The organism is Chryseobacterium piscicola (genome assembly GCF_900156685.1).
Classification (GTDB): Bacteria; Bacteroidota; Bacteroidia; order Flavobacteriales; family Weeksellaceae; genus Chryseobacterium; species Chryseobacterium piscicola.
Genome location: NZ_FTOJ01000008.1, coordinates 1 through 13137, shown reverse-complemented (window position 1 = coordinate 13137; position 13137 = coordinate 1). Strand labels below are relative to the sequence as shown.

The 13137-nt window shown below is 31.5% G+C and carries 10 protein-coding genes; all 10 read right to left on the bottom strand.

Features of this window, described 5'->3' with window-relative positions:
• Positions 1–876 carry an NAD-dependent epimerase/dehydratase family protein gene (locus BW939_RS11885; RefSeq protein ID WP_076452241.1) on the bottom strand — a complete coding sequence of 292 codons (876 nt, stop codon included), beginning with the start codon at positions 874–876 and terminating at the stop codon, positions 1–3.
• Positions 866–1948 (bottom strand): CDP-glucose 4,6-dehydratase, encoded by a 1083-nt coding sequence (gene rfbG, locus BW939_RS11880; RefSeq protein ID WP_076452394.1) that lies wholly within the window; start codon positions 1946–1948, stop codon positions 866–868. The genes BW939_RS11885 and rfbG overlap by 11 nt, the downstream gene beginning before the upstream one ends.
• Position 1949: 1 nt before the next feature.
• Positions 1950–2726, bottom strand: a complete 777-nt coding sequence (gene rfbF, locus BW939_RS11875; RefSeq protein WP_076452240.1) for a glucose-1-phosphate cytidylyltransferase — start codon at positions 2724–2726, stop codon at positions 1950–1952.
• 9 nt (positions 2727–2735) lie between these two features.
• Positions 2736–3776 (bottom strand): FAD-binding oxidoreductase, encoded by a 1041-nt coding sequence (locus BW939_RS11870; RefSeq protein ID WP_076452239.1) that lies wholly within the window; start codon positions 3774–3776, stop codon positions 2736–2738.
• Positions 3777–4293: 517 nt separating this feature from the next.
• Complete coding sequence (locus BW939_RS11865) at positions 4294–5286, bottom strand: mannose-1-phosphate guanylyltransferase (protein WP_076452238.1); 993 nt, start codon at positions 5284–5286, stop codon at positions 4294–4296.
• Positions 5283–5627, bottom strand: coding sequence for a phosphomannose isomerase type II C-terminal cupin domain (locus tag BW939_RS11860; RefSeq protein WP_076452237.1), 345 nt, complete (start codon positions 5625–5627; stop codon positions 5283–5285). Before BW939_RS11860 ends, BW939_RS11865 begins: the two co-directional genes overlap by 4 nt.
• Before the next feature lie 44 nt (positions 5628–5671).
• The gene (locus BW939_RS11855; RefSeq protein WP_076452236.1) at positions 5672–6970 is read right to left on the bottom strand and encodes a nucleotide sugar dehydrogenase; all 1299 of its coding nucleotides are present in this window, start codon (positions 6968–6970) and stop codon (positions 5672–5674) included.
• Between the two features lie 59 nt (positions 6971–7029).
• On the bottom strand, positions 7030–9402 hold the full coding sequence (locus BW939_RS11850; RefSeq protein WP_076452235.1) for a GumC family protein: 2373 nt from the start codon (positions 9400–9402) through the stop codon (positions 7030–7032).
• A gap of 21 nt (positions 9403–9423) precedes the next feature.
• A complete protein-coding gene (locus BW939_RS11845; RefSeq protein ID WP_228417215.1) occupies positions 9424–10152 on the bottom strand; it encodes a polysaccharide biosynthesis/export family protein in 729 nt (242 codons plus the stop codon).
• A 228-nt stretch (positions 10153–10380) separates the two neighbouring features.
• Positions 10381–12324 (bottom strand): polysaccharide biosynthesis protein, encoded by a 1944-nt coding sequence (locus BW939_RS11840; RefSeq protein ID WP_076452233.1) that lies wholly within the window; start codon positions 12322–12324, stop codon positions 10381–10383.
• Positions 12325–13137 lie beyond the last annotated feature (813 nt).

The following is a 13137-nucleotide window of genomic DNA, read 5'->3' as shown; positions in this document are numbered from 1 at the left end:
CTAATTTTCTAATTTTAATATTCTTTCTAATGCAGCTTTATGGGTATAAATAGGATTCCAACCTAAGTTTTTAAGGGATAAGTTATTTGCTTTTGAATCTTGAATTTCATTTATTCTAGTCGTTAATTTTCCGAATAACAAATTAGATTCAGATTTTGTAGTGCTATACATTTTTTCTACAAATTCTCTTACAGATAGAGAGTGACCAGTCCCTACTTCAAATGTTTCAAAAAAAGGTAACTCATTCTCTTTCTCAAGAATTTTCATGTATGCGCTTACTACATCGGCTACATATACAAAATCTCTTTTTTGCTCTCCCGCACTCAATTCTATATTTTCTACATTATTAATCATCTGTTTCATTACAGAGGTAATAAATTTACTATCTGAATCAAATTCTCCATATATATGCTCTAGCTGGAGATTAATTACTTTCACATCTTCAATATCTTTCAGATAGTCAAGAAATATTTTTTTGGTTTTTATGTAAGGTTGTAAATATTGATAATCTGAGAATTTACTGAAAAAACTATCTGTGTTTACAAACAATTTAAGATGAGTCTTATTAGATGCTTCCAAAAGTTTTATCGGTAACAAAACATTGGCCTCAAGTACTTTTGAAAAAGATAAATTTCTTCCGTACTCTGTAGCCAAATGGATAATTGTATCTATTTTAAAGTGAGTAAACAACTCATTAAAATTCGAATAGTCTTTTTTTAAAGTAAAAACAGAGAAATTTTTAAGATTTTCTATTCTATAAAGATTAGATTCTTCTCTTTTTAAAATAACAACATTATATTTTTTTTGTAACAGTTCTTTAAGAATATGACTTCCCAGAAAACCACTAGCTCCTGTGAGCAGAATGTTACTGGCCATATACTAAAAAACTTTTTATTTGTTCTTCTGTAAAGAGATTCATCTCACCTTTATTTATAAAAGCTTTATACCAATCTATTGTAAGTTTTACGGCATTTTCAGCATTTAGTTTAGGCATCCACCTTGTTTCCGCAATAATTTTGCTGATATCCAGCTTCAGGAGGCCTGCTTCGTGGGGTTGATTATCTGTACTAAAAATTTCGTAAGTACCGCTTCCAAAAGATTCTATAGCATATTTTACCATGTCTACGACAGGAAAAGTATCAGAAGTATTTGGACCTAAGTTGTAAGCCTCTGAATATCCTAAAGGAGTATTGTATAACTTTGCACCTAACAAAAGATACCCTGTGATGGGTTCTAAAACGTGTTGCCAAGGTCTTACAGCATTTGGATTTCTTAGTATTACAGGCTTATTATTCATTAAAGCTTTTACAAAATCTGGAATCAATCTATCTTCAGACCAGTCTCCTCCACCTATTACATTTCCTGCTCTTGCTACAACTAAAGATTTTTTATGAGAATTATAATCTTTAGGATTAAAGAATGAATTTCTGTATGAGCTGATAAGAATTTCACAGCAGGCTTTGCTTGCACTATAAGGATCGTAGCCACCTAAGCGGTCATTTTCTCTATAAGGATATTCCCATTCATTATTATGATAAACTTTGTCTGTAGTAATGAGGACTATCGTGCAAGATTTTTTTAATTGTCTAGCACCATCCAGTACATTAGCAGTACCGATTACGTTTACATCGAAAGTTTCAGCTGGTATTTCGTAAGACACTCTTACTAAAGGCTGTGCCGCCAAATGAAAAATAAAATCTGGCTGAAAATCTACAATTTGCTTTTCTAAAACTTCTTTATTTCTTAAATCAGCTATTACAGAATGACAAATCTCGTTACCTTTAATAAGGTAAAATAAATCTTCGCTTGTTTTAGGTTCCAATGCGTATCCTTTCACTTCAGCGCCCAGCATCGAAAGCAGTTTAAGCATCCAAGCTCCTTTGAAGCCAGTATGCCCTGTAAGGAAAACTTTTTTCCCAGAATATATATTCTTCAGTTCCTCAGTCATATTACCAAATTTTCCATTTAGCATTACCAGAACTCCAAAGTTGCTCTAGTTCAATTCTATCTCGCAAAGCATCCATTGGCTTCCAAAAACCATGATGCTTATATGCAGACAATTGCCCATCATTAGCAATCTCTATCAAAGGTTTTTTTTCCCATTGTATATCATCCATATCCCCTTCAAGATAATTAAATATACCTGGTTCCAGAACAAAAAAACCTCCATTAATCCACATTCCGTCTCCTTGAGGTTTTTCTACAAAATAATCTACATTACCTTCATCATCCATCTCAATATTACCAAATCTTCCAGGAGTCTGTATACTCGTCAATGTAGCTAGTTTGCCATGAGTTTTATGAAACTCTACCAAGTTTGTAATATTCACGTCTGATACTCCGTCACCGTAGGTAAGCATGAAAGTTTCATCTTTGACGTATTTTTGAATTTTTTTTATTCTACCCGCTGTGTTTGTCATCAAACCTGTATCAACAAGAGTTACTTTAAAAGATTCAGAATTTGAAAAGTGCACATCAACTTTATTTTTTTCTAGTTCTATGGTAACGTCTGAATTATAAAGATAATAATTAAGAAAATATTCTTTAATTGATTGTGCTTTATAACCAAGACATAAAACAAAATCGTTGTACCCATAGGTCTCATAGATTTTCATAATATGCCATAGAATTGGTTTTCCTCCAATTTCTACCATTGGCTTGGGACGTGCTTCTGTTTCTTCCATAAGCCTAGTTCCTAAACCCCCTGCTAAAATAACTACTTTCATATAATGATGTTATATTCTAATTAAAACTTTATTATTTAAAGGATAAGCACAGCATAAAAGTAATTCGTCATCAGAAAGACTACTACTATGTGATTCTTTAAGGCCAATCATTTTGGCATTACCATCTATTAAGTTTCCTTTACAGATACTGCAGTTTCCTGTCTGGCAAGAATAAGGCAAATCTAATCCTGCATCTAAAGCTGCTTCAAGAATGCTTTTTCCTTTTATTATTTCAATATCTGTTCTATTTCCTTCATATTCAATCCCAATTACCGTAGTTTGAATATCTTTAAAGTCTTCTTCATTTTTTATCATTTCAAAATCTTCGGTATAAACAGCTTCTTCAGATAATCCGCACGAGAAAAGTGCTTTTTTCACTGATTCTTTCAAACCGAAAGGACCGCATATATAATGAATCTGTTCATTAAAATTTGGATGTTCTGAAAGTATTTTCAAAGCTTTTACTTCATCAATTCTACCCTGCACTATATGCGGAAAGTTTTCTTCTACGGTAAGTAAGGTATGAAAATGAATTGCTTCGAATCTTGAATGAAATGTTTTTTTTAGAAAATCAATTTGATCAAGAAATATAGTTGTTTCAAAATTTCTATTTCCATAAATGAGATGAACTTTCGTATCCGATAATTTATTCAATGCAAACTTTGCTATTGATATCAATGGGGTTATTCCGCTTCCAGTACCCCAGAGGAAAATATTCTTTCCTGAGAAATCTTCAGTCACAGTAAAATCTCCCATTGGTGAAAGCACCTCAATAGTATCACCTACCTGCACTACATCATTGATATGATTTGAAACAATTCCGTATGGAACTCTTTTCACAGTAACTTCCAGATGCTGATCTATACCAGGAGCCGAAGAAAAAGAATAAGGTCTGAAATATCTTCTCCCGTTTATTCTCATAATTAAGGTGATATACTGACCTGCAAAATATTTAATTTTCTTTAATGCAGGTTGTTTGAAGCAAAGAGTAACGGTATCTTCTGTTTCTCTTCTTATCTCAACAACTTTTAAAGTAAATGTACTCGTCATCTTTTTTATAAAAATAAATATTTTATTAATAATTGTTTATTCAGCAAATATCAGTTATTTTTTGTTTTAACAAAAAATAAAAATATGTTTTATGATTTATACTTTTCTTTAGTACATTTCATATCCTTCAAATGATTTTTTTTTACCAAAGAGTAGTTTTTAGGTTTTGTTCTCACATTTTTTTCAAATTTCCATGAAGGAAAATGAATCAAAATATAATCTGGTTTATGAAGAAAAATCCGACCATCTATATTATGCTAAAACAAAAACAAGCATTATCTCTGGATTTCAGCAAGCTAAAAATATCTTGCTTAAAAATGAGTATCTCCAAAAAAATATTTTTTGATATAAAATTTGATCAAAACTATTATTTCTGCAAGTAAAATAAAGAGATTATCAAATCTATTTTTAAACTCATAATTTTATACTTTTCACTTTAGTTTATATATTACAATTCAACTCTATTATTCTATTCTAGGTATTCCTAATATTGTGCTTTTAGATAATAAGTAACTTTTTATCTCAATGTAGATTGATACTTCTCTAGTTGGCTATAGATTTTCTTCACATCCTGAGATTTTTCTTTTTGTAAAACCAAAATTGCATCTGGTGTATGAACAAAAATACAATTCTTCATCCCAACAAAAGCAGTGAAGATTTCAGTTCCGATAACCATATTACCATTTTCGTCTGCAGGATGGCCAATTGAGCGAAGATAATCGTATAAAGATTCAAAAGATCCTAAATCATTCCATCTGAAATTAGCTGGAACAACTTTTATCTGCTTGGAGCGTTCCATTACAGCATAATCAATGCTTATGGAAGGTATTTGTCTGCAAGATTCTTCATCTAAAAGATTATCTTGAGATTTTTCCCAAGCTTCGGATGATTTTTCAAAAACTTCTGGCTGATATTTTCTCAGTTCCTGAAGCATAACCCCCGCTTTAAAGCAAAACATCCCCGAATTCCAAAGAAAGGTTCCTTTATCTAAAAATTCTTGGGCAGTTTCTGTATTGGGTTTTTCTCGGAATGAAAGAACGTCTTTCCCTTCATATTCTATATAACCATACCCTGTTTCTGGTTTCGATGGTACAACCCCAAAGGTTACCACAAAATCTTTCTTTGCAAGTTCTACGGCATCTAGTAAAGATTTTTCGTAAGCTTCTTGATTCTGAATTAGGTGATCTGAGGGTGTAATAATCAAAATATCATCAGCCTCTACTGCAAGAGCAGCAAAAGCAATTGCCGCTGCGGTATTTCTTGCAATTGTTTCTGTTACAAATATTTTGGGTAAATCTATATCTTTAAGTAAATCTCTACTCCATTCAATATGATCTGAATTCCCTACAACCATTAGCTCATCTACCACAGATTTGTTTCTTTGTGCTGTAAGCTCGAAGAGAGATTTCCCTTCAAAAATTTTGAGGAATTGTTTTGGATGGTTTTTTCTTGAAAGTGGCCAAAGCCTACTTCCCACACCTCCGGATAAAATTACATTGTATATTTTCATGCTCGGTTATAATCATCTTCTACTCTCACAATATCATCTTCGCCAAAGTAAGATCCATACTGTACTTCAATGAAAACTACTGGTTCATTAGTTTTATTTTCTATTCTATGATGTGCACCTAAAGGAATTTGTGCTACTTCTCCCACTGTAAAATCTTTGATGGTATCATCAATTGTAATGGTGCCTACACCCGAGACAATAGTCCATACTTCAGCACGATGATGATGATACTGAAGAGAGAGTCTTCCACCGGGATTTACCAAAATTCTTTTTACCTTGTGAGTTTCAGAATCCTCCAAAACCCAATATTCTCCCCAAGGTCTACTATCATGTTCTAACATTTGCTATTTTTTATAAAAATTTAAAAAAAATGTAATATATTAAATTACAATCTCCTATCTGCCAATTCTTTGCTTAAACAACCCTTCACATCGTATATAATACCATCAGTTATAAGATAGTTTTTAAGATTTAAATCTAAAAATTCTTGATGTGAAACGGTGAGAATGATTGCGTCATATTTTTCAGTTTCAGATATTTCATTCAAAAGCTGAATGTTATATTCTTCTAGCACTTCTTTGGGGTTTGCCCAAGGATCATAAGTGTCTACTTTTACTCCATATTCCTCAAGATTAGCAATCACATCTACTACTTTTGAATTTCTGATATCTGGGCAGTTTTCTTTGAATGTAACTCCTAGATTAAGAATTTTCGCTCCTTTTACAGAGATATTCTTTTTAATCATTAATTTTATGACTTGTGCAGCCACGAAAGCTCCCATAGAATCGTTTAATCTTCTGGCACTCAAAATCAATTCAGAATAATACCCAATTTCTTGCGCTTTTTGAGCTAAGTAAAAAGGATCAACACCAATACAATGCCCTCCTACAAGACCTGGTTTAAATTTTAAGAAATTCCATTTTGTTCCTGCTGCTTCTAAAACATCATGGGTATCAATATTCATCAAAGAAAATATTTTTGCCAACTCATTCATAAATGCAATATTCACATCACGTTGTGAGTTTTCTATTACTTTTGATGCTTCAGCTACTTTAATGGTTGGCGCTAGATGAGTTCCTGCAGTGATGACAGATTTATACAGATCATCAACAATTTTTCCTATTTCAGGTGTAGAGCCGGCAGTTACTTTAAGAATTTTATCTACAGTATGCTCTTTATCTCCCGGATTAATTCTTTCAGGAGAATATCCTGCAAAGAAATCTTGATTGAATTTTAAACCAGAATTTTTTTCTAGTACCGGTACACACTCTTCTTCAGTAACTCCTGGGTAAACCGTAGATTCATATATCACAATATCTCCTTTCTTTAATACTTTACCTACCGTTTCGGAAGATTTGTATAGTGGCGTGAGATCTGGTCTGTTATACTTATCTACAGGTGTAGGAACCGTAATGATATAAATATTGGCGTCTTTAATTTCATCTATTTCAGATGAGCAGTATAGTCCATTTCTATTTTCGGTAAAAGGGTTTATACTTGTCAAGACAGATTTCAAAAGCTTATCATCAATTTCTAAAGTAGAATCTTTTCCTGCATTAAGTTCATCAATTCTTCTCTGATTAATATCAAAACCTACTACCGGATATTTTGTAGCAAGAAGCCTGGCAAGAGGTAAACCTACGTATCCAAGACCTATTACTGTAATTTTATGATTTGCTTTCATATTTTTTGTAAATGACTTTAGTTTTTATAAAATTAGAAAATCTGTAAATGATTTAATTTTTAAAATTTAAGCCATTCTCTCCATTTTTTATCTTGTTTGGTTCCGTATCCGTAGCCGTATTTATAGCCATATCCGTAACCTCTATTTTTCTTACTTACATCATTCAACACAAAAGCTACATTTTTAATTTTCTTCTGCTCTATTTGCGAATTTGCAAAACTGATTAGTTCTTTTTCAGTATAATTTGATCTCGTTACATACATTGTAACATCTGCAACATCTGCAATAAGGAAAGAATCTGTAACTAGCATAAGCGGTGCAGTGTCTAAAATAATATAGTCATAATCTGGCTTCAGTGATTCCACCAACTCTTCATAACGACCATTAGAAAGCAACTCCGTAGGATTTGGAGTGATAGCTCCAGAATATATTACGTCGCAATAGGGATTGAATGTGGTTTGATGAATGATTTCTTCTTTTACTAAAGTATCATCATACATAAATTCTGAAAGTCCTACAAGACCTTTTCTTTTATCATTATATCTCTGTAACTGAGGGTTTCTAATATCAGAACCTATAATAATAACCTTCTTCCTCGGCGTAGCCAAAGTAAGTGCTAAATTTACTGAGGCAAAAGTTTTCCCTTCTCCTTTTACGGTGGAAGTAACAAAGATTACGTTACCTTTTGTATTTTTAGGTAGCATAAAATTGATATTGGTGATCAAAATCCTAAATGCTTCAGCAAGTGGGGACATATCATTTAATTGTACTAATTCAGAATCTCCTTTTAACAAACTAGGGAGCTCACCAATAACTGGTTTTCCTCCAGAAAGTTTTTCTAGATCTTGTTTAGACTTTATTTTATTATTGAAAAGCTCAATAAGATAAATAGCTGCAAGAGGAAGAAGTAAACCAATTGCTAATGCTCCAAGATATATCATCTCTTTCTTTGGTGACACTGGCTGTGGTGAAGTGAGAGCATCATCTACTATTCTTGCTTTCGGTGCTGCTATAGCTAATGATATTGCAGCTTCTTCTCTTTTCTGAAGTAGTAAAAGATACAGCTCTTCTTTGATTGTTTGTTGTCTTTCTATACTTCTAAATAACTTTTCTTGTATAGGAACTTTAGAAATTCTTCCAGACAATCTATTTTGTTCAGATTCAATCGCATTTCTATTGATTTCTAAAGCTGATCTGCTTTTGTTAAGACTACCAGAAATTGCGGTACGCATATTGCCAATTTGTTTACTAATATCTTGCACTAATGGGTTTAGTGTAGTAGAACTTTCTAACAATCTGTTTCTTTCAGATATCAATTGGTTATAAACTGCAATATCAGCAGATGTATTAGAATCTTGTAGGCCTACATTTAAAGGTAATATTTGATAACTACCTTGCTTATTCAAATATCCTAAAAGGCTGTTTACCAACTCTAGCTGAGACTCATTTTGAACTTGTGTTTGTCTTGTTGCTAAAGAAGATTGTAAAGAAAGCTCAGCTTCTGTTTTAATATCAGCAATATTATTTTTTAATTTAAAATCTTCTTTTTGATTTTCTACGCGACCAAGCTCTTTGCCAATCAAAGTAACTCTGCCATCGATAAATTCCGCAGTTTTTTGTGCTTCAGAATTTTTATCAATAATGGCTTCTCTGTTGTAATTTATTGCAAGTCTATTTAAAATATCTTCAGATTTCTCAGGAATTGGGTAATTCATTGAAAGTTTAAGAACGGTTGCTTCTTCTTTTACCAATTCTGTAACCAATTTGCCCAACAAATCTCTTGTACGATCTATTGCTGATGAAAATGCTAAACGAAATTTAGGCGACTCTTTTGTAGAGATAACATATTGAGGGTTTTTCTGAAACATTACAACGCCAAAAGGCATTGTAAAAGCTTTATTAAAATCTGTAGTTATTGGTTTTGGGAAATCCTCAGATTCTAACACAATTTTACCTCCCTTTATTGTTGCATAAACTGATTGTGAAGGATATCTGCCTTTTATTTTTTCGCTTATTATTCTAACTATGAAAGGTGCCTTTTCTTTATAAAGCTCTGTTTCTTTTATTTTACCTTTAGAATAAATATTAGTCTCTAATCCCAATTCTTTTACAACAGATGTCATCAATTTTTTAGATTTTAAGATTTCTATCTCATTATCTACAGAATTGGTTCCCATACTCCCAATTCCTCCTATTTCTGGCATCATAGACATTTCAGGCTGTCCTGCCGTAGATTTATTTACTTCTTTTATTAAAAGAGTAGATTCTGTATTATAAACCGTTATTGAATACCTCAAAAAGAACCAGGCTACAATAACAGATAAAAAAACACCAATTATAAACCAATACCATCTAAAAATATATGGATTGATAATTTGTCTTAAGCTAAAAGTTTCTTTTTGAGATTCCTCTTCTAAATAATTTTGACTCATTGTGTATATTATATTTCGTAATTATCTTCTTACTAAGGCTAGAATACCAAGTACCAAAGTGCCCGCAAGCGATGCTATAGATATGTACAGACCTGTATTGGGATCTGTACGTGCTGCTTTTTCTCTATTAGAATTAGGTTCTACGTAGATAATGTCATTCTGCTTTAAGTAGTAGTAAGGAGAATTAATAAACTTTGCACTTGTAAGATCCACTCTTTCTTTTGTAAATTTCCCATCTACATTTCTAAGTACCAATATGTTTTTTCGTATTCCATATGCCGTGAGATCTCCAGCAAGGCCCAGAGCACTAATAAGTGTTGCATTACCATCTGGAACAACATATGTTCCTGGTCTTGCAACCTCACCCACAACCGAAACTCTAAAATTTATCAATTTTACATCAACTATAGGATCTTTCACATATTTTGATATAAGCTCCGTCATTTTTCTTCTAAAAGATTCAATATTTTCTCCTTGTACGCTTATTTGCCCAATCTGAGAAAAAATAATATTGTAATCACTATCTACCAAATAATTAGGACCGCTTACAGGAAGCTGTTGTTGTATATTGTTTGAACTAGGAGAAGAATATTGTGAAATAGTGTTTGTAGAAGAGTAGTTTTGGTTAAATGGCTTCACTACATCCATATCTCGTGCGGATACTGTAATAATTATTTGATCACCAGGTTGCAAATTGCTTCTGCTATTCTTGATAGAATTATCCAAAACAATATTGTCTATATCCGTCATATAATTAATTTCCTGTCTAGGAGTACAAGATGCTAAGATTACTATAGTAGCACCAAAAATAAATTTTTTTCTAAAATTCATGTCTAATATTTTCACAAAAATAAGATTATTATTTTTTAAACAAAATTTGTCTAAAAATTAAACTATTAATAATAATTAATAAAGTACTTAAAAAAAAAGCAAATTAGATAATTTTTCAAAATAAAAAGTTAATATAAATACAATAGCTTAACTAATTGTTTTCTTATCAAGAGATTCAAATTCAGAATTATTACTTATAAATTCTGGTACTAAAAATTTAAGAAGAGACACAACCTCGTTTTTATCTCTTCGTACTGCAGATCTCACAATCTTAGCAAAAAAACGATTTACGGTATCAAAATCTTCACAAACATCTTTACTAATCATTATTTTCTGATTATGTGTAGGAATATTGATACTATTTTCACTCAAAAGTTCTTCGTACAACTTCTCACCTGGTCTTAGACCAATAAAAGTTATTTTAATATCTTCATCAGGTATATATCCTGACAATTTAATCATTCTTTTTGCCAGATCAAGAATCTTTACCGGCTCTCCCATATCGAAGACATATATTTCACCACCATCACCCATTGTTCCAGCCTGCAACACAAGTTCACATGCCTCGGGAATAGTCATAAAATATCTTATAATATCTGGATGAGTTATTGTTACAGGTCCACCTTTTTGAATCTGTCTTTTAAAATGTGGAATTACAGATCCGTTAGAACCCAATACATTGCCAAATCTTGTGGTAATAAATTTTGTAATATTTCCTTCTGTATTCTGCAGCGATTGTACAAAAAGTTCTGCAGCTCTTTTTGAAGCTCCCATCACATTTGTGGGATTTACTGCTTTATCTGTAGAAATCATAACAAATCTATTCACTTTGTACTTTTTTGAAAGCAATGCTACATTCTTTGTTCCCAAAATATTTACAAAAACAGCTTCGTGTGGGTTATCTTCTATCAATGGAACGTGTTTGTACGCCGCAGCATGATAAACCATAGAGAAATTATATTCCTCAAAAATTTTCTCTAGCCTATAACGGTTTGAAATATCAGCTAAAATAAATTTAAACTTTTGATTGGGATACTTCTCCAAGAGTTCAAGTTCCAAATCATAGAGTGGAGATTCTGCTTGATCAAGTACTACAATCAGAGAAGGATTAAATTCTGCAACTTGTCTCACAATCTCACTACCAATAGAACCTGCACCTCCCGTTATAAGAACATTTTTTTCAAAATGCCTTTTTTTAACACCTTCATTTTCTATTTTAATAGGCCTTCTATTAAGTAGATCTTCTATTTGCAAATTTCTAATCCCTCCTACCAAATCTTGATCTCGCATCTTACCTATTGAAGGAGCTTTAAGTACTTTAAGACCACTATCCAAAGACAGATTCATCCATTCTTCAAGCTCTTTCTTACTCATAATTTCTTTAATAATTAGAACTGCATCAAAATTTCTTAGAATTTTTGGATTGCTGAAAAAAACTTTTTTATTATATATATTATGCCCCAACAAAACTGCTCTTTTAGAATCTGTACGGTTCGTAACAAATGCACCTAATCTGTATGGATAACTTGGATTGTGCATAATTGCTCTGGCTAATGCTACTGAAACATCTTCAACTCCTACTACAGCAATATTCATCGTAGAAGGAGCTCTTCGAAAATCTATTAAAACATTAAAAAATCGCTTTGTAGCCATTCTAAAGAAAAAAAGAATAGAAACAGAAACAAAGAAAAAAAGAAAGATATTAGGATATAGAAATAGTGGTTTACCCTTTATAAGATAAATTATGTAATTAAAAATGTTTAAAGTAACTAAACTACTTCCAGAAGACAATAGTATTTTAAAGAAATCAAAAAATGTAGAATGCCTGATAATTCCAGCGTAAGTTCTGAAAACAAACATAAATATAAGATTAACAACAAGTACTAGAGCTATTTTTATTGCAATCAGATTTTCAAAATTATCCCTTACATGTAATTTAAATAGAAAATAGTATGAAATGAGTAGGGAAAAGAAAACTAAACCAATGTCAAAGAACAAAACCATCCACCTTGGAATGTATCTTACACGTGTGATTTTCAATATATTATCACCAGCGTATAAAGCTCTGAAACCATCATATAGTTTATTCATCAAAAGTATTTAAATTTGTTTTTAGTTACACGCAAATGTATGAATATTATTGTTAATTTTTATTTTTTTGTCTTATTTTAACAAGATAACTAAAAACACATATATTTTTTTGATTTCTAAATAGATAACATAAATTTCTAAATTTAATTGTATATAATAATTCTCATCAAAAAGATTAAACTTAAAAATATTGTACTGCATTGTTAGTTTTGGAAATAAAAATATTATAAATCTAGAAGTAATACACAATATCAATTCAACCTACAACACGATTGGTATTTCGCAATCAATACATCTAGAATGACAAAGGATTTTCCATTCCAGTAAATAAAATCTAATGATAACAAATCACTCGTTGTGAAATTATTGCAAAATGTACGGTGTGCATAATTGTAAAATTTAAAAGGGAATATAAAAAAATGGTCGCTATTTAAAAAAATGGAAACAAAACCAAATTACGAAAATTGAATTCTTTTCATAAAAAACATATCGGAAAAACTTTCTTTGAACAAAATTGTGATTTCTATTGCTGAATTGTACACGACTTACAAAAAACAAGAAATAAATTCAAATAATACCAATAGATGAAATTTTGGCTCTGCAATATTCATTTAAAAATCAAATTACGAAGTGCAAAAATCGACAAATAAAATTCTAAAAAAAAATTGCAAGTAGAGTTTTTTCTAAAAGTGATTCTAAACAAATAACACCTGAATATTTCTTTTTAAGGAGCTATTTCCTGCTATCCGCTTCTACTCCTCGCTCCAAAACTCTCCACCGCCAAAACCCATGCGCTCCAACCCTTGCTGTGGG